General features: G+C 66.2%; 15 protein-coding genes and 1 pseudogene. 5 read left to right on the forward strand and 11 right to left on the reverse strand.

The genetic code is table 11. The features are described 5' to 3' along the window. Positions 1–182: universal stress protein (locus Q0H50_RS03655; RefSeq protein ID WP_294419471.1), on the forward strand; the 182-nt coding region annotated here is incomplete at its 5' end. A 41-nt stretch (positions 183–223) separates the two neighbouring features. On the opposite strand, the gene Q0H50_RS03660 is transcribed toward Q0H50_RS03655, so the two are convergent. The 8 genes from Q0H50_RS03660 to Q0H50_RS03695 all read right to left on the reverse strand — a co-directional run bounded on the left by Q0H50_RS03660 (position 224) and on the right by Q0H50_RS03695 (position 9,231). Next, on the reverse strand, positions 224–1,966 hold the full coding sequence (locus Q0H50_RS03660; protein WP_294419473.1) for a helix-turn-helix transcriptional regulator: 1,743 nt from the start codon (positions 1,964–1,966) through the stop codon (positions 224–226). Between the two features lie 122 nt (positions 1,967–2,088). Beyond that, positions 2,089–2,643 carry a hypothetical protein gene (locus Q0H50_RS03665; RefSeq protein WP_294419475.1) on the reverse strand — a complete coding sequence of 185 codons (555 nt, stop codon included), beginning with the start codon at positions 2,641–2,643 and terminating at the stop codon, positions 2,089–2,091. A 1-nt stretch (position 2,644) separates the two neighbouring features. Continuing rightward, positions 2,645–3,541 (reverse strand): CoB--CoM heterodisulfide reductase iron-sulfur subunit B family protein, encoded by an 897-nt coding sequence (locus Q0H50_RS03670; protein WP_294419477.1) that lies wholly within the window; start codon positions 3,539–3,541, stop codon positions 2,645–2,647. Beyond that, positions 3,534–4,511: a succinate dehydrogenase/fumarate reductase iron-sulfur subunit gene (locus Q0H50_RS03675; protein ID WP_294419480.1), complete on the reverse strand. Its 978-nt coding sequence runs from the start codon at positions 4,509–4,511 to the stop codon at positions 3,534–3,536. The genes Q0H50_RS03670 and Q0H50_RS03675 overlap by 8 nt, the downstream gene beginning before the upstream one ends. After that, positions 4,512–6,224, reverse strand: a complete 1,713-nt coding sequence (locus Q0H50_RS03680) for an FAD-dependent oxidoreductase (RefSeq protein WP_294419481.1) — start codon at positions 6,222–6,224, stop codon at positions 4,512–4,514. A gap of 12 nt (positions 6,225–6,236) precedes the next feature. Beyond that, positions 6,237–6,794 (reverse strand): Fe-S-containing hydro-lyase, encoded by a 558-nt coding sequence (locus Q0H50_RS03685; RefSeq protein ID WP_294361889.1) that lies wholly within the window; start codon positions 6,792–6,794, stop codon positions 6,237–6,239. Between the two features lie 31 nt (positions 6,795–6,825). Next, complete coding sequence (locus tag Q0H50_RS03690; protein WP_294419483.1) at positions 6,826–7,671, reverse strand: fumarate hydratase; 846 nt, start codon at positions 7,669–7,671, stop codon at positions 6,826–6,828. Between the two features lie 84 nt (positions 7,672–7,755). Then, positions 7,756–9,231 (reverse strand): anion permease, encoded by a 1,476-nt coding sequence (locus tag Q0H50_RS03695; protein ID WP_294419485.1) that lies wholly within the window; start codon positions 9,229–9,231, stop codon positions 7,756–7,758. Positions 9,232–9,669: 438 nt separating this feature from the next. On the opposite strand from Q0H50_RS03695, the gene Q0H50_RS03700 reads away from it, so the two are divergent. Both Q0H50_RS03700 and Q0H50_RS03705 read left to right on the forward strand, forming a co-directional pair. After that, positions 9,670–10,563 carry a fumarate hydratase gene (locus Q0H50_RS03700; RefSeq protein WP_294419487.1) on the forward strand — a complete coding sequence of 298 codons (894 nt, stop codon included), beginning with the start codon at positions 9,670–9,672 and terminating at the stop codon, positions 10,561–10,563. After that, the gene (locus tag Q0H50_RS03705) at positions 10,560–11,114 is read left to right on the forward strand and encodes a FumA C-terminus/TtdB family hydratase beta subunit (protein WP_294419490.1); all 555 of its coding nucleotides are present in this window, start codon (positions 10,560–10,562) and stop codon (positions 11,112–11,114) included. Before Q0H50_RS03700 ends, Q0H50_RS03705 begins: the two co-directional genes overlap by 4 nt. 244 nt (positions 11,115–11,358) lie before the next feature. On the opposite strand, the gene Q0H50_RS03710 is transcribed toward Q0H50_RS03705, so the two are convergent. After that, a complete protein-coding gene (locus Q0H50_RS03710; protein WP_294419492.1) occupies positions 11,359–13,953 on the reverse strand; it encodes a DNA topoisomerase I in 2,595 nt (864 codons plus the stop codon). A gap of 457 nt (positions 13,954–14,410) precedes the next feature. On the opposite strand from Q0H50_RS03710, the gene Q0H50_RS03715 reads away from it, so the two are divergent. Then, complete coding sequence (locus tag Q0H50_RS03715; protein ID WP_294419494.1) at positions 14,411–14,890, forward strand: hypothetical protein; 480 nt, start codon at positions 14,411–14,413, stop codon at positions 14,888–14,890. A gap of 113 nt (positions 14,891–15,003) precedes the next feature. Here the strand turns inward: Q0H50_RS03715 and Q0H50_RS03720 are convergent, their stop codons facing one another. Together Q0H50_RS03720 and thyX are read right to left on the reverse strand one after the other, a co-directional pair. Next, on the reverse strand, positions 15,004–16,383 hold the full coding sequence (locus tag Q0H50_RS03720; RefSeq protein WP_294419495.1) for a DUF1385 domain-containing protein: 1,380 nt from the start codon (positions 16,381–16,383) through the stop codon (positions 15,004–15,006). 1 nt (position 16,384) lies between these two features. Further along, positions 16,385–17,065, reverse strand: a complete 681-nt coding sequence (gene thyX, locus Q0H50_RS03725; protein WP_294419496.1) for an FAD-dependent thymidylate synthase — start codon at positions 17,063–17,065, stop codon at positions 16,385–16,387. 126 nt (positions 17,066–17,191) lie between these two features. Between thyX and Q0H50_RS03730 the strand changes: the two are divergent. Continuing rightward, positions 17,192–17,648, forward strand: a pseudogene (locus tag Q0H50_RS03730) (hypothetical protein); the annotation flags it as partial.

Raw genomic sequence — 17,648 nt, forward strand, 5'->3', positions numbered from 1 at the left:
AGATATGCGTAGCCGCAGGCCCGGTGAAGCAGACCCTCACAAGCAGGCTCATCCTCCCCTGGGACCCCGACACGGTGGTTTGCGGATCGCGCGGTTTGAGCAAGCTGGGATACGCCCTGACGGGTTCGGTGAGCGCCCACCTTGTGCGCACCCTCCGCTGCGACGTGTTGGTGGTCCGCTAAGGGGCAGACCACCGACAAGCGCGACGCGGGGGCGACGGCCCTCATCGCGCGATGAGGGCCTCGACCATGTCGATGATCTCCTGCTTGCTGTGCACATCGAGCTTCGTGTAGATATGGCGGATGTGCATCTTGAGCGTGTTGCGCGAGATGACCAGCTCCTGCTCCATGAACGGCATGTTGCGGCCATGGGCGATAAGCCCCAGGACCTCGCGCTCGCGCGCCGTCAGGCGATACGTGCGCGCGATGGTGTCGCAAGGCGCGGAAACCGGGTCGATGGGAACTTGCCCGGACTGCGATGAGGCGCTATCGGGCAGGAACGGCACCGGCACCCCTGCCGAAGACGTCGCGCCGCGCCCGGCCGCCTCGTACGCGCAACCCCGGTCGTCCCCTGCCCCGTCCGCACGGCCGCCGGCCTGCAAGGCGGCTCGCGAACCGGCGGCTGCGCCGTCGGGCGCGGTGCCGGCGACCGTCAAGCCATCGCCGGCATCCTGTTCAGGACGACCCGCATCGCCCGCCCCGGCGGTCCCGATGCTGTACTCCGAAACGTCCCCGGCGCCCGCGAACGGCGCCTGCAATCCCGGGAACTTCAGCAACACCACCAGAAGCACCATGTACACGAACACCATGAGCTGCTCGCTGGCGAACAGCGCCTCGGCCGGCGTGGCGGCCAGCACCACGCCGGCGGCGACCACCAACGTGCCCAGCAGATGACCCGCCGTGGCGGCAAGGCGCATGGTCGCCGCCGCCTCGAGCGTCTCGATGCTGTTTCGCGCCGCCCACACCACAAGCGCCCACGACACCACCTCGAACAACGACGTGCCCAGACCGCACATCACCTGCTCAAGCCCCGGCAGCGCCCACGCGACCGACGGCGCCAGCAAGATGCCGACCGCCGTGCACAGCAAGGCTCCGTAGAACACATGCTCGATGCGCAGGCCGCGCCAGGCGAATGCGACGACCAGCAGCAAGATCAACGCCGCGAACGACACGGGGTCGCCATGGGAATCGCCGTCGGTGAAGCCGTTGCGCAAAAAGCCCAGCATCATGGCGGAGAACACCAGCATGATGACGAAGCCCGGGGTGACCACCTTCGCCATGGGGCGCTTCACCACGCCGGGCACGGAAAGCGCGGCCAGAACGGGAGGGCGCTTTTCGGGCCCGCGCCCGAGGGGCGCGCCGCCGAAGCCGAGCATGGCCAGCAGCAGCGAGATGCACAGCAGCGCGCCGGCCACGCCCACGGTGCCGTACGCTCCCAATGCCGCGCTGACCTGGTGCTGCGATGCCAGGGAATACAGGGCGAACGCGCCCAGCATGCCCAGCGTGCAGGCCCGGACCACCATGGCGCCGTCAAGCCGGGCGAACAGGCACACCAGCCCCACGCTCACCGGTGCGCCGATCGTCTTCACCATGAACAACGACAATACGCCCAACGCCATCCATGCCGCGCCGCCGCGCTCGACGCCGGGCATGACGAGCAGCATGCACAGCGCGCCGATCGCGAACAAGATAATGCCGACCGTGGCGGCGACGCCGAACAGCCAGCGCACATCCCCGTCCCCGCGACGGGAGAACCGCCGCGCTACCAGGAAGAACGCGAAGTACACCACGCACGTGCACACGCGCATCGCAAGCGTCCCCGCCTCAGATCCGCCTGTGCCGAGCAACTGCCCGTCCGACAGCCAGATGCCGCCGAACATGCACGAAAGGCCCAGCACCGCCGTAAACGTCGTGCGCATATCGGCGCCGCGCGCCGATTCGCTTCCGTTATCCCCCGAAAAACCCATCTCCGTCATCCTCCCTGCCGAAAAAGGCGACCGCGTGAACGGCGGCAAGCCCCCGGTGCGCAAGGCGCCGGGGGCCGATTCGCGATTCCGCTCATACTATCATGCTGAAAGCCCGGCATCCGTTACGCGCCGGCTAAATCCTTCAACGCCGCCTGCTCGGCGACATGCCGATACGCGCTCACGTGCATACACTCCTCGAGCTGGGCGACCACCTCGGGAAACGCCTCGAGACCGTCGCGCCACTCGATGCCCGAGGCGCCCGCCGCCGCCCGGCCGGACTCGACGCGCGCCCAGCGCCCGTCGGCGTCGGCCTGGAAATAACCGGTCACGCACGCATCGCCTTCCGAAAACGGTTCGCCGTCGGAAAACAGCATCCCCGGACATATCGCGGCATCGCCGAGCGCATCGTGCGCCCAATCCTGACCGGACGGGACCACATAGGCGGCATCGGCCCCGGCAAGGAGCACCAGCTTCGCCTTCTGCTCGAGCACAAGCCCCTCTTCCAGGCCCGCATCGTCGGCGCGCACCTCTCCGGCATCCGTCAGCTCGCCCGCGTCCCGCATATGGCCGGCCAGCTCATCGAGAAGCTCGCCCGTGCGGGGATCTTCCATCCGCAACGGCCTGCCGCGGCGCGCGTCGCGCACCGCGGCGGTCACCGACACCCCGGCCGCGCCCATGCTAGGACGCCAGCTTCCGGGAGAGCATCTTGGTGGCGTTGACCATGTGGCGGTTCACCGCCATCTCCTTGGCGGTGAAGCCCAGCGCCAAGCCCACCAGCTGCGGCAGATGCAGCGTCGGCATGGTGATGTCGGCGTCGTAGCCCTTCTGCGCATCCGCCTGCCACATATCGATGGCCATATGGCACAAAGGACAGGGCGTGACCAGGCAATCCGCGCCGGCGTCCTTCGCCGTCAGGCAGCTCACGCCGTTGGAGAGCAGAGCCTCGCGCTCGGCCGGGTAGATGCTGTGGAACCCGCAGCACGCCAGGCGCTGCTCGAAGTCGACGTTGTTCGCCCCGAGCGCCTCGGCCAGCATCTCCATGGAGCGCGGGTTGCGCGGGTTCTCAAAGCCCATCACATCGGGCGGCATGAGGATATGGCAGCCGTAGAAGTTCGCCACCGACAGGTTCTCCAACGGGTTGACCACGTGGCGGGACAACTCCTTCAAGCCGTATTCGCTCTCATCGACGAGCACCCAGAGGTAATGGGTGATCTCGCACGTGCCCTTGTACTCCAGCCCGCTTTCCGCAAGCGCCTCGTTGACCTTCGCGCGCAGCTCCGCGTCCTCGTCCAGGCGCTTTTTCGCGGTGCGAAGCATGAGCGTGCAGGTGTTGCATACGGTGAGGATGCGATCGAACCCGGCCGCCTCGGCCAGCGCGATGTTGCGCGCGTTGACGGCCACGCCGAGGAAGTCGTCGATGTCCTGGATCTGGGCGGCGCCGCAGCACGTCCAGCCCTCGATCTCCTCAAGCTCGATGCCCAGGCGCTCGCACGTCTTGAGCGTGGCGATCTTCAGCTCGCCCGCAGCGCTTTCGAGCGTGCAGCCCGGGAAGAACGCATAGCGATGCTTAGCCACGGGACACCTCCTTCTCGTCGCAATCGCGCGGCTGCCTTGCCGCGAACTCGTACAATCGGCGCACATCGTCGATGCCCTTGACCGGGTGCGGCATGTGCAGCGGGTTCATCTTGCCGGCCGCCACCATGCGCACCGCGAACGGCGTGCGGTTCACCGCCGTCTTGACCATGCCCTCGGTGCGCAGGGCCAGCATCGTCTCGTTGAGCAGGCCCGTGCGCTTCACGTCGTTGTAGAAGCTGTACGCATGGCGCGCGCCCTCGGACTTGGTCTGCCCCATCGACAGCGCACGGCGGCGCAGATAGCTGATCTCCTCGGCCACCGGGATGTGCTTGGGGCACTTCGTCGAGCACTGCTGGCAATGGATGCACTTCCACAGGTTGTTCTCGAGCGCCGCCAGCACGCGCTTGCCGTGATCGCCGTCGCGGCTGTCGCGCTCGAAGCGGTACGCCTTGTTCATCATGGCAGGCGGCAGATAGGTGCCGTCGTCATAGGCCAGCTCGCGGCATTCGGAGATGCAGCTGCCGCACAGCACGCAGTCGGCGGGCTTGGCGATAAGGTGGAACTGCTCGGGGGTCTGCAGGTGGTCCTTGCGGTCCTTGTGCGGGCACATCCAGGCCTCCACCTTGCGCATCTTCTCGGCGACGCCGTCGAAGTTCACCACCAGGTCGCGCACGACCGGCAGGTTGTTCAGCGGCTCGAGGAACAGCTCGTCGGCCCCGAACGTCTCCAACAGCGTGTCGAGCTGCGTCTCACAGGCAAGGAAGGCGTTGCCGTTGACCTGAACGGCGCAGCTGCCGCAGATGGCGTGGCGGCACGCGCTCGTGAAGCACAGGCTGGCATCCTGCTCCTCGCGAATCTTCGTGAGGCAGCCCAGGAGCGTGTTCTTCCCGTAGGGAATGGAATACTCCTGGTTGAACGTGCGCTCGCCATCGAAGCGGCGCACGTTGAAAGTGATCATGCGGTCTGCCATTTAGTACTTCCTTTCCTCGGGCGCGAACCTGGTCACGCGCACGGGGCGGTACCCCAGCGTGAAGGCGCCATCGGAGCTGAGCGACACCAGCGTATGCGCCAGGAACCTCTCGTCGTCGCGGACCGGGTAGTCCTCGCGCGAATGCGAGCCGCGGCTCTCGGTGCGGGCGCGGGCGCCCATGCACACCGTCTTGGCGATGGACAGCACGTTGCCCAGCTCCACGTAGTTCATGAACGCCTGGTTGTACACCTGGGAGTCATCGTCGATGCGCGCATCGGCGTAGGCGGCCATGCACTCGTCCACCACGGCCTCGGCGGCCGCCATGCCCTCCTCGGTGCGGAAGATGCCCACGCCGTTCCACATGGCCTCGGCCATGCGGTCGCGGATGGCGAACATGGACTCGCCGGTGCGCTTGGCGCGCACGGCGTGGAAGCGCTCGTCCCATTGGCGCTCCAGCTCCTCGAGGCGGTCGGTGCCCGCGAAATCGCGGCGGCGCGCCGTCTCGGCGGCGCCGATACCGGCCCGCTTGCCGAAGAACACCACCTCGGACACGGAATTACCGCCCAGGCGGTTCGCGCCGTGCACGCTGATGCAGCTGCACTCGCCCGCCGCATGCAGGCCGTCGACGGCCGTGGCGCAGGTGCGGAAATCGACCACGTCGATGCCGCCCATCATGTAATGGTTCGAAGGGCGGATGGGCACGGGATCGGTGATCATGTCCACGCCCTCGAACGCCATGGCAAGCTCGCGGACCTGCGGCAGGCGCTCCATGATGCGCTCGGCGCCCAGATGGCGCAGGTCCATGAGCACGTAGCTTCCCATGCCCTGCCCGAAGCCGCGGCCTTCCTTGATCTCGGTCTCGATGGAGCGCGCCACCAAATCGCGCGGGCCCAGCTCCATCTTCTCGGGGGCGTAGCGGGCCATGAATCGCTCGCCCTCGTTGTTGATGAGGTAGCCGCCCTCGCCGCGGCACGCCTCGGAGAGCAGCACGCCCGTGGACGCCAGGCCCGTGGGATGGAACTGCACGAACTCCGGGTCCTTGATGGGCACACCTGCGCGCAGGCACGCCGCGACGCCGTCGCCGGTCATGTTCGTGGCGTTGGTGGTTCGGCTCCAGTACACGCGGCCGAACCCGCCGGCGGCGATCACCACCGCCTTGGCCTGGAAGGTCTCGATCCGGCCGCGGCGCAGGTCGATGGCCACGACGCCTTGCAGCTGCCCGTCGACCTGGGCGATGTCGAGCAGGTTGTGCTCGTCCAAAAACTCCACGCCGTTTTTCACGCAGTTCTCGTACAGCGCGTGCAGCACCACGTGGCCGGTCTTGTCCGCCGAGTAGCAGCAGCGCGGATGGCTTGCGCCGCCGAAGGGGCGCTGCGCGATGCGGCCCTGCTCATCGCGCGAATACGGCACGCCCATGCCCTCGAGCTCGAGCACCAGCTCGGGCATGCCGGACACGAAGAACTCCACCGCATCCTGGTCGGCCAAGAAGTCGCTGCCCTTGACCGTGTCGTAGAAGTGGCTCTCGATGGTGTCCGTCTCGTCGCGATAGCCGAGCGCCGCGTTCATGCCGCCCTGCGCCGCACCGGTATGGCTGCGGGTGGGGAACACCTTCGTGAGCACCGCCACGGACAGGTCCCCGCCGCGCGATGCGTTTAGCGCGGCCGCCATGCCGGCGCCGCCGGCGCCCACGATGACAACGTCGTACGTCTTCACCTTAGCGTCCCCCTACTCCATGCGGTACTTGGCCACGCCCTGCTCGTACAGGTTGTTGCCCTCGGCATCGATCACCACGATGCACGGGTAGTTCTCCACGCGAAGACGGCGCACGGCCTCCGGGCCCAGGTCATCGAACGCGATGACCTCGCACTCCTTGACGCTGTCGGCGATGAGCGCCGCAGCGCCGCCGATGGCGGCGAAGTAGACCACCTTGTTCTTCACCATGGCCTCGACCACCTCGGCAGAGCGCGGGCCCTTGCCGATCATGCCCTTCAGGCCCTGCTCCATCATAGCGGGGCTGTACTTGTCCATGCGGCCGGAAGTGGTGGGGCCGCACGAGCCGATGACGCGGCCGGGCTTTGCCGGAGTGGGGCCGGCGTAGTAGATGACCTGGCGATCCCAGTCGACAGGCAGCTGCTCGCCGGCGTCGATCATCTCGACCATGATCTTGTGCGCGGCGTCGCGACCGGTGTAGATGATGCCGGAGATGTTGACCATGTCGCCGCACTTGAGTTCGGACAGCACCTCATCGGTCAGCGGCGTGCAGATGTTCTTTGCTTGTGCCATAACTTGCTTCTCCTTGATCGTATGCGAAAACCTACAGGACGACTTCCTTGTGACGGGCGGCGTGGCAGTTCAGCGTCACGGCAACCGGCATGGTGGCGATATGCGTGGGATACGTCTCGATCTGCACGGCCAGCGCGGTGTTGCGGCCGCCGAAGCCCTGCGGGCCGACGCCGGACTTGTTGATCTCCTTGAGCAGCTCGCGCTCGATGGCGGCGTACTCGGGGTTGGGGTTGGGCGCGCCGGCCTCGCGGCGCAGCGCCACCTTCGACAGCTGCATGGCCTTATCGGCGTTGCCGCCGATGCCCACGCCCACCACCGTCGGCGGGCAGGGGTTGCCGCCGGCGTTGACCACGGCGTCCAAGATGAAGCGCTTCACGCCCTCCAGGCCGTCGGCGGGCTTGAGCATCTTGAGCTGGCTCATGTTCTCCGAGCCGGCGCCCTTCGGCATCACGGTGATGCGCAGCTCGTCGCCGGCGACGAGCGAGGTGTAGATGATGGCGGGCGTGTTGTCGCCGGCGTTCTTGCGGTTGAGCACGGGGTCGATCACCGTGGACTTGCGCAGGTAGCCGTCGATGTAGCCCGCGGCGACGCCGGCGTTGATGGCGTCGTCGAGCAGGCCGCCGGCGATGTGCACCTCCTGGCCGATCTCCACGAACACGATGACCATGCCGGTGTCCTGGCACATGGGCACGTTGTTCTCACGGGCAATCTTGATGTTGCGGCAGATCTTCTCCATCGCGTAGGTGCCGAACTCGCTCTCCTCGGTCTCGGTGGCCTGGCAGATGAGCTTCTCCACGTCGCGGGGCAGGTCGCAAGCGGCCTCGATGCACAGACGTCGCACCTCTGCGGTGATGTCGGCAACGTTGATTTCCTTCATGGCATGTCCTTTCGTTAGAGGGCCGCCGCACGGGGCGGCCCGCATTCCCGTTTTGTTCCAGGCGTTATGCGGTCGCGGCGCGACCTACCACAGGCCGAGCACCTTCCACCACACGCCGCCGACGCCCAGCCAGATGACGATGTTGAGCACCGATACGACCGCGCCCATGACCCACCATTTGCCCTGAGCCACATAACCTGCGCCGAACAGGATCGGAGCCGGGCCCGCGCCGTAGTGGGTAAGCGAGCCCATCAGGTTCCCGAAGAAGCCGAGGACGAGCGCCGTGAGCATCGCAGGCGCGCCCGCGGCGATCGCCACCGTCAGGAACGCCGCGTACATGGCGGTGACGTGGGCGGTTGCCGAAGCGAACAGGTAATGGCTGAAGAAGTAGGCCAGCGCCAGGATGAGCAGGGCGACCACCCAGTTCATGCCGCCGACGCTGCCGGCCATCAGGTCGCCGAACCACGGGATAAGGCCCAGGGTGTTTAGCTGCCCCGCCATCATGACCAAGGCGGAGAACCACACGAGCGTGTCCCATGCGCCCTTCTCGTTCTTCACGTCGTCCCAGGTGAGCACGTTGGTGAGCAGCAGGACGGACAAGCCGATGAAGCCGGTGGTGGTTGCGGAGAGGTTGATGGCACTTCCGGCGATCCACAGGATGAGGATGAGCGCGAAGACGAAGATCATCTTCTTCTCGGCGCTGGTGACAGGGCCCATCTCGGCGAGCTTCGCGCGGGCGACCACGGCAGCGTCGGGAGTCTCCTTGACCTCGGGCGGGTTGAGCTTGTAGAGCACCAACGGCACCACGATCAACGCGACCAGGCCGGGCACGAGCGCGGCGATGCACCAGCCCACCCAGGTGATCTCAACGCCAGCCGTGTCGGCGGCAAGCTGCACCGCCAAGGGGTTCGCGGCCATGGCGGTGACGAACATGGCGGAGGTGATCATGTCGCCCTGAAACGCCGCCAAGTGCAAAAACGACCCGATACGGCCCGCCGTGCCATCATCGGCGCGGCTGCCGAACGTATGGGAAAGGGACTGTACGATGGGCCATACGATGCCGCCCGCACGAGCCGTGTTCGAGGGCATGGCCGGAGAGAGCACCAAGTCGGTGGCGATCAGCGAATATGCCAGGCCCAGCGTCTTCTTGCCGAACTTCTCCACGAAGATGTAGGCCACGCGATTGCCCAGGCCCGTTTTGATGAAGCCGCGGCTGATGAAGAACGCGATGACGATGAGCCAAATCGTGGTGTTGGAAAAGCCCGACAGGCCGTCCTTCAAACCGACCGTGCCCGTGAGCACGCTGACGGTGATGGCCATGATGGCGATGGCGCCCATCGGCAGCGGCTTGATGATCAGGCCGACGATGGTGGCGGCGAAGATGGCGAACATATGCCAGGCCTTCGCATCGAGCCCGGCGGGTACCGGGCAGAGCCACAGCGCAACGCCCACGGCCAACATGATGAACAGCATCGGCCAGTTGACGCCCGTCTCCCCTCCCGTCCTCTGCTTGGCGCGCGCCGCTTTGGTGCGCGCGCCGAACTGTGCAACTGCTTCCACGTGCATTCCTTTCCTTTCGATTCCTCCGCCCGTCGATCCGGCGGTCGACCGACGGGCGGAGGACGTGAAGGCTAGCGCGACGGTAAGGAGGATCCCGCGATGCCGGCGCATGATGCGCCGCACAAGCGGGCCGCCGCGCCCGGCCACGCCCCTCGGCGACCGTTCGCTGGGATGCATGGTGCCTGTAGCCTTGGCTAACTTCCGACACCCGCCGTGGGTGTAGTTCCGCATTTCCCCAGGTCGGTTGCAAAATACACCCACCAGTCCACCCCTGGCGGGTTTGAGTCGGCGCACCTTGACGCCCATGGGCCGGACAGCCGTCGACCACCCCGAAGCGACGATGCGCCCGACCCGCCATCCCCGGATTGCGTGGAGTTCGCCCATCGGCGCCGGCGCATGGCGCACAATAAGGGCACGGATACCAAGGAAAGGAACAACGTGGAAGACGAGAACATGTCCGCGGCGCAGCCCGGCGCGCTCACGGCGCAGGCGGTCGCCAACGCCGTGTACAGCGCCGTGCGCCGCTGCGCCGCGCATCTGCGCCCCGACGTGCTTGCCGCCATGCAGGCGGCTCGCGCCGACGAGACGCAGCCGCGTGCGCAATCCGTGCTGGACTGCCTGCTGGAAAACGCCCGCATCGGGCAGGAGGACGGCGTGCCCATCTGCCAGGACACCGGCACCTGCTGGGTGCGCCTGGAGGTCGGCGAGGAGCTGCTCATCCCCGGCAACGTCCTGTCGGGCGTCAACGACGCCGTGGCGCGCGCCTACGCCGACGGCCGCCTGCGCATGAGCGTCGTGGCCGACGCGCTGCTGGACCGCACGAACACCGGCGACAACACGCCCGCCTTCGCGGAGATCGCCCTGCGCCCCGGCCGGGGCGCCACCCTGCACGTGCTGCTCAAAGGCGGCGGCTCGGACAACGCAAGCCGCGTGGTCATGCTCGCGCCCGGCGCCGGCTGGGAGGGCGTGAAGAAGGTCGTGCTCGACTGCGTGCGCGAGAAGGCCGCCAACGCATGCCCGCCGCTTATCGTGGGCGTGGGCGTGGGCGCCACGTTCGACAAGGTCGCAGGCCTGGCCAAGCATGCGCTGCTGCGCGAGGTGGGAACCCCCGCCGCAAGCACGCAGGCTGCCGAGCGCGAGGCCGAGCTGCTTGCCGCCATCAACGCCACGGGCATCGGCCCGGCCGCCCTCGGCGGCGGTGCGACCGCCCTGGCCGTGCATCTGGAAACCGCGCCGTGCCACATCGCCGCACTACCCGTGGCCGTCAACATGGGATGCTCGGCCATGCGCAGCGCATCCATCGAGCTGATCGATTGGGGTGAGGGGAAATGAGCGAACCCGTACGCTTGAGCCTGCCACTGGACAAATCCCAGCTGGCGAACCTGAAAGCCGGCCAGGAGGTGCGCCTGACCGGCCCTTGCTACACCATGCGCGACGCCGGCCATGCCCGCGCGCTCGAAGCGCTTGAGCAAACCGGCGAGCTGCCGTTCGGGCTGGCGGGCGAGACGCTGTTCTACGCCGGCCCCACCCCCGCCGCTGCCGGCCGCCCGCTCGGCAGCGTAGGCCCCACCACGGCCAGCCGCATGGACTTCGCAACGCCCCAGCTTATGGAGGCCGGCATCGCGGCGTGCATCGGCAAGGGCAAGCGCAACCAGGCCGTCATCGACGCTTGCGTGGAAAACGGCGCCGTGTACTTCGCGGCGGTCGGCGGCATCGCCGCGCTGCTGGCCAAGCACGTCACCGCAAGCGAGACCGTGGCCTGGGACGACCTGGGCACCGAGGCGCTGCGCCGCATCATGCTCGACGACTTCCCCGTGTTCGTGGCCGTCGACACAGCTGGCCACGACCTGTACCGTGCCATCGAGGCAGGCGAGGAGATCTAGGCTGGCTTGCCGCCCGACGGACGCTGTGCTGTGCGTCTCGCCCGTGCCAGCTGCACGTTTTCGACGGAAAGCCTTCATCACCGGAGCCGTCGCGTTTTTCAGCGCAGCACGGCGCAAGGGCGCCGGCTTGCTGCCCCCGGCATCACAACCCCCAGCAACGCAAACGGGCCCTGGAACGAATCATCGTTCCAGGGCCCATCTCGTCATATGCCAGATTTAGCAGGGCATTCGCCGTATGTTGCCGCTATTCCGCCGGCTGCTCGGTTTTCGCCGCAGCGGTCTTCTTAGCAGCCGTTTTCTTCGCCGCGGGCTTTTTGGCGGCGGCCTTCTTCGCCGGCGCCTTCTTCGCGGCAGCCTTGGCCTCCTTGGCCGCGGCCTTCTTCTCGGCCTCGATCTCCTTGCCCGGGCAGCTGAAGTTCGGGCACAGCTTCCACGGACCGCGCGCGGTGGTGACGATGACCATGGGCGCGCCGCAGTGTTCGCAAACCTCGTCGGTGGCCGCAATGGCGCCGTACTGCGGCAGCGGATATCCCACGCCGCACTCGTCGTAGTTCTCGCAGCGGATAAAGCGCTTCAGGGTACGCGGGTTCTTCTGCGCGATGAGCTTGGCCTTCTTGCCGGCCTCGGCGCACTTCGGGCACTCGCCCACCACCACGTCGGGTTCCTTGTTCGTCTCGCAGTTCGGGTCGATGCACAGCGTGCGCGGCTTGGATCGGAACGCCGTCACCTTCACCTGGGGCATGCCGCATGTCGGGCACGGGTCGGGCAGCGACTCCACCTTGCCCTTCGGCAGCGGGTAGGTGACGTCGCAATCCGGCCAGCCGGCGCAGCCGATGAACATGCCGCGCGTCTTCTGGGACACGCGGATTTGCAGGTCCTTGCCGCATTTGGGACATTTGCCCACGTAGGCGTCGGCCGCCACGGCATCTGCCAGAGCGTCTTTGACCTCCTCGGAGTGCGGCAGCAAGTTGGCCAGCTGCTCGGAGAGCAGGTTGCGGCTGTTGGTGACCACCGCGTCTTTGGTGTTGCGGCCCTCGGCGATGTTGTCCATCTCCTCTTCCAGCTCGGCCGTCATCTGCGGGTGCGTAATGTGCGGGGCGAACTTGTCAAGGGCGTCGCAGACCGCCATGCCCAGCTGGCTAGGCTCGATGGGGTCGTTCTGGATGTACTTCACCGTGTACAGGCGCTCGATGATGCTGTGACGCGTGGACTTCGTGCCCAGGCCCAGCTTCTCCATCTCCTGGATGAGCTTGCCCTGGCTGTAGCGCGCCGGCGGCTCGGTCTGCTTCTTGGTGCACTCGGCGCCGTTGAAGGCGATCTTCTGACCCTCGCTCATGGCGGGCAGCTGCTCGTCCTTCTTCATGCCGTACGGGTAGATGGCGCGATAACCCGGCGTCACCAGCACGTCGCCCTTGGCGGCGAAGTGCTCGCCGCCCACTTCGAGCGTGACCTTCGTACCCTCCACCACGGCAGCATCCGACAGCGTTGCCAGGAATCGGCGCGCGATCAGGTTGTACAGCTTGTAATCGGCCGGGGCCAGGTCGTCGGGCGTTGCCTTTGCCGTGGGGTAGATGGGCGGATGGTCGGTGGTCTCCTTCTTGCCACGCGTGGCGTGAAGCTCGCCTGCGGCGAGCAGCTGCTGGCAATACGGGGCGTACGCCGGGTTGCCCGAGATGGTCTTCACCACTTCGGCCAGGTCGAGTGAGCTGGGATACACCGTGTTGTCGACACGCGGGTAGGAGATGTAGCCGTCCATGTACAAGCTCTCGGCAATGCGCATGGTGCGCGCAGGCGAAAGACCTTCTGCCGATGCCGCGGCCATGAGGCTGGTGGTATTGAACGGCACAGGCGGTTGCTGCTTACGCGTGCGCTTCTCCACCGCCGCCACCGTGGCGCTTGCCGCGCCGGTCACAGCGGCCATAGCCGCCTTCGCCGCCGCCTCGTCCTTGAATCGGGCCGTGGCATGCGGCGCCGTGAAGGCAAGCTCGCCATCAGCCGCGGTGGGGCCTGCCGTCGCGCCGGCATCGAAGGCGCCCTTGATCACCCAGTAGTCCTCGGGGATGAACGCCAGGCGCTCGCGTTCGCGCGCCACGATAAGCGCCAGCGTAGGCGTCTGCACGCGGCCGGAGCTGCGCACGTTGCCGTAGCCGGCGAACTTCACCAGCGTGAGGTAGCGCGTGAGCACCGCGCCCCAGATCAGGTCGATGTCCTGACGGGATGCGCCGGCCGAGGCCAGGTTCGTGTCAAGCTCCACCAGGTTGGCGAAGGCATGCGTGATCTCCTCTTTGGTGAAGGCGCTGTAGCGGGCACGGGAAACCGGGGCGGTCGGATTGACCTCCTGGATGCATGACAGCGCATCGGAGCCGATCAGCTCGCCCTCGCGGTCGAAGTCGGTTGCGATGACGATGGAGTCCGCCTTCTTCGCCAGGTTCTTCAGGCTGCGGATGATCTCCTTCTCCTTCGGGAGCTTTTCGATGGGCGCGTACACCAGATACGGCAAGGCGTCCATCTTCCATGCCTTCAGCTCCACTCCGTCCTCGATGAACGGCTTCTTCTTTTTAAACGGCGGGCGCGCCAAGCTTGCCGGCAGCTGCGCCGGAATCGCCTCGCCCTCCGCGGTGACGCCGCGCCAGCCGCCGCGCTTCTTATATATAAGCGTAGGCGCGAAATCGGGCTCCAGGATATGGCCGCGCAGGCCGATGGTCACCCATTCCTCGCCGTCCACTTCGAACCGGTACACCGGCGTGGAATACACCTTGTCGGCCTTGGGCTTTTTCACGCCCAGCAACGCCGCGATCTTCGTCGCCGCGTCGTTCTTCTCGGTTACCACCAGCTTCATGCGGCACCCTCCTTGCCTGCTCCGGCCGCCCTCGCGGCCCTATCGTTCACACGGTTGCCCCATTCGTAGTTTTACGTGTGCGGGGATAGTCGCGCCGCACGGCGAAACGTCGCGGGCGACGCACGGGGTACTATACACGATTGACGGCGAAGATGAGCTTGCGATTCCGCACGAGCCGCCCGCAGGCGCCCCGAACGACGCAAAACCCCCTGCCGCATACTCGATATTCCACGATATTGCAGAATGCGTGTTGATTTCGTCGGCGCCGCGCGAAGGAACCGCGATGGTTTCGAGAACCTGGGGCCATGCTGCCCGCCTTCGCGTAACCTTAGCATCAAGGAGCCGTCGAACCGCCGCACCTTCGCAGCGCAATCGCCGTATCACAGCATCACCGACGGCATCCTATCCGTACGTAGCAACATGGAGGCCGCCCGATTGGGCGGAAAGGGAGCGTCGCATGGTACGAAAAGCACTGGGAGTTTGCCTTGGGAGCATTCTGGTCGTCTGCGTGGGCATAGGCTGCGCAAGCGCGTTATTGCCCGCCACATCCACGGCAGCCCCGGTTGCCAACGCAGCAAGCAGCGTCAAAACCACCGCCATGAACTCCGCTATCGACGCATCGGGCGTCAAAGATGCCGTTTCCGATGCGCTTCTGGCCCACACCTGGGACATCGCCAACGCCACCGGTATCTCGTCCTCTCAGGTGCAAACCTGCATTGAAAACCTCGACATCAAGGATTGGCAGGTGGCCGACCTACCCGCCAACGCCGTGCCCACTAATACGGTGTCCGGGTCCGCCGCGGGCGTCCCCGCCACGCTTACCCCCTACAACCCCCCTGGTTACGTCACGGTAAGCGCTTACGGCCAAAGCATCGACCTTGCCGTCCCGGCAGCTGCGCAGCAATATCTGCCGCTCATCGCCTGCGCGAACCAGTAGACGCAACGCGAAAGGCGCGCAGCCTTTTCAGTAACCGCAACCCAACGCTTGAAGACCTTCCCAAGAACCATCTTGGGAAGGTCTTTTCTTTCCGTTTATGAAACCTGTCGCGCCTACGCTTGAGCGCCTCTAGCCGCGGCGGCGGCCTTCGCCGCCTCGAGCTCCTCGCGCTCGAGCACCTGCTGCATGGCGGCGATGGCGCACTCGAGCATGCCGTCATCGGGTTCGTTGGTGGTCAGGTACTGCATCTGCATGCCCGGCCACAGCACCACCTTCACCAACGGGTTTTCCGGATGGCTGCCCGCCCAGCGCACGGTGATCTCGTAGCTGATGCCTGCAATCACCGGCATCAGCGCGATACGTGCCACGATGACGAGCGCCAGCTTCGGGGCGCCGTCGGGCACGCCCCACGCCGAGATGAGCGCATTGAGCGGCGTGACCGTGTACACCAAAATGGCGATGATCATCACCATGATAAGAAACGCCGTGCCGCAGCGCACGTGCAGCCGCGGGAACTGCCGCGCGTTCTCCGGGGTGAGCGGCAGCCCGTGCTCGTAGCAGTGGATGGTCTTGTGCTCAGCGCCGTGATAACCGAACATGCGCTTGATATCGCTCATGCGCCCAATCAGCCAAATGTAGAACACGAACACGGCCACGCGCAAAAGGCCGTCCACGATGTTCCAGGTAAGCGTATGCGCATCGTACTCGCCCACCAGCAGGTTGGTGATGAACGCCGGCGCCACAATGAACAGCACCACGCCCATTAGCAGGCCCAGCACCATGGACAACGCCATTTCCTTCTTGCCGAACACCGCATCGCCATCGGACTTTGCTGCGGGCTCGCTTGCCGCCGCAGCGGAGGTGCCGTCGGCCGATGCCGGCTCGGAAACCACTTCCAGCGAACGCTGCGCACCCAAGGCATCGATCATGGTATCGGGGCGGCCGAAATCGTCCTTCCAGGAGAACGTTGCGTCGGCGGAGTCGGGCGCGGGTGCTTCGCCGTCAGAGCCGCAAGCGCTCGATTGCATGGACGCGCAATCATCGACGCTATCAGCCGGCGAATGCGGCGAGGGGGCATCGATTTCGGCCTCCGCCGCATCCTCCGCTCCCGAAGCCGCAACCTTCGCGGCGCCTTCGCCGAAACCGGTCGCTCCTGACCGCTGCGCCATCGCCGATTCCGCCTCGTCCTCCTTGTCCTCGCTGAACGCATGGAGCGCGGCGATCTCGAGCGCCTTGTAGCCCAGCACCAGCGATTCCACCATGGCGCGGCACCCGCGCACGCACGGCCAGTACATCCAGCCGTTCTTCGCGCGGCCGCTTGCCAGGTCGTGGGATTCCTCGTACACGCCGCCGTCCGGCTCGCGCACGCCCACGGCCCAGTTATACTTGCCGCGCATCATCACGCCCTCGAGCAGCGCCTGGCCGCCCACGTGCGTCTTGCGCGCGCCGTCCTCGGAAAACGCGCGCGAAAGGTCGCTCTTAGGTTTCGCCACGTTACTCACGCGTGACCTTCGGATACGGGTTCCCGCAGGTCATCTTGCCCTCCGGGCACGTACCGCGCACGCAGGGGGCGCCGGCGTCGGCGAAGATGAACGGAGCCGTGGGGCGCGCCAGTTCCAGCATGCGATGCGCCATATCGCGGATCTCCCACTGAGCGCGGTTGCAGCAGCGCAGGCTGAAGAAGTGCAGCAGCTCGCGAACGTTCATGGTGATGACGATCTTGCTCTCCGCGGCATTAGGCAGCAGGTAGCGGGCGTCCTCGGCGGGCACGCCCGCCTCGAGCAGCGCATGATAGGCGTCAACCGCAGCCTGGATGGCCTTGTCGAACGCCTCGGAAGCCGCGGCATTGCCCGCAATGCTCTCGGGCTTGACCACCGCCACGTCGCCCTTGAACTTCACGTAACGCTGGCTTTGCTGATTAAAGCTGGCGATGCGATGGCGCACCAGCTGATGCGTGAGCGCTCGCGAAACGCCGTCGACGGCGAACGTGTAGCTTGCATGCTCGAGGGTGCTGAAATGCCCCGAGGACATGATGGTGGTGAGCACGCTCTTAATGCGCTCGGGTGGCATGGTCTCCATCAGCTCGGCGGCGCCCACGGGCGCGTAGCACAGGCGCGCCGCCGTGGCGATGGCGCGCTCCGGATCAGGGGTGTGGTAGAGCAGCTCTACGTGCATGGTATGCTCCTTATCTGAGAACGATTACGCATCCGCCGCATTGGCGGTCGCGCAATCGGATACTATAGGTATACGTGCTAACGAATATATCGGCCGCCAGGCCGTTTCACAGAAGGGATGCTCAAAATGGCTGGAAAGAACACGCCCGGGCCCGCCTCGTCCTTCGAGCAGACGAGCTGCCCCCACCTCGACCCCGCAACCGCATCCGCCGATCAAACGAGCAGCAGCCGACTCGACCAAGCCCAGGCATCCACCGAGCCATTCGACGAAAATGTTCCGGCAGACGAAATCGGCGCCGAACCCACCGACTACATGCAGCCGTTCATCCCGAAACTCACCACCACCGATTGGAACGCGGAATGGATGGCGCTGCAACAGGCGCGCCGCAAGGCCGATGACCCCACCTACTGGGATTCCCGGTCCCACACCTTCCCCACCAGCACCGAACCCAGCGCTTACGCACGCAGGTTCATCGAGCTGGCGGGCATCCAGCCCAGGGAAACCGTGTTCGATATGGGATGCGGCACCGGGGCGCTTGCCGTGCCGCTTGGGCTTGCCGGCTACAAAGTGGTCGCCGCCGACT

Origin of the sequence: uncultured Senegalimassilia sp. (assembly GCF_934632265.1) — a bacterium.
Classification (GTDB): Bacteria; Actinomycetota; Coriobacteriia; order Coriobacteriales; family Eggerthellaceae; genus Senegalimassilia.

Coding starts and splice junctions, on each gene's coding strand:
- Q0H50_RS03660 (WP_294419473.1), bottom strand. CDS start 1,966: ATGGGTTTTTCGGGGGATAACGGAAGCGAATCGGCGCGCGGCGCCGAT.
- Q0H50_RS03665 (WP_294419475.1), bottom strand. CDS start 2,643: ATGGGCGCGGCCGGGGTGTCGGTGACCGCCGCGGTGCGCGACGCGCGC.
- Q0H50_RS03675 (WP_294419480.1), bottom strand. CDS start 4,511: ATGGCAGACCGCATGATCACTTTCAACGTGCGCCGCTTCGATGGCGAG.
- Q0H50_RS03685 (WP_294361889.1), bottom strand. CDS start 6,794: ATGGCACAAGCAAAGAACATCTGCACGCCGCTGACCGATGAGGTGCTG.
- Q0H50_RS03690 (WP_294419483.1), bottom strand. CDS start 7,671: ATGAAGGAAATCAACGTTGCCGACATCACCGCAGAGGTGCGACGTCTG.
- Q0H50_RS03705 (WP_294419490.1), top strand. CDS start 10,560: ATGAGCGAACCCGTACGCTTGAGCCTGCCACTGGACAAATCCCAGCTG.
- Q0H50_RS03710 (WP_294419492.1), bottom strand. CDS start 13,953: ATGAAGCTGGTGGTAACCGAGAAGAACGACGCGGCGACGAAGATCGCG.
- Q0H50_RS03715 (WP_294419494.1), top strand. CDS start 14,411: ATGGTACGAAAAGCACTGGGAGTTTGCCTTGGGAGCATTCTGGTCGTC.
- thyX (WP_294419496.1), bottom strand. CDS start 17,065: ATGCACGTAGAGCTGCTCTACCACACCCCTGATCCGGAGCGCGCCATC.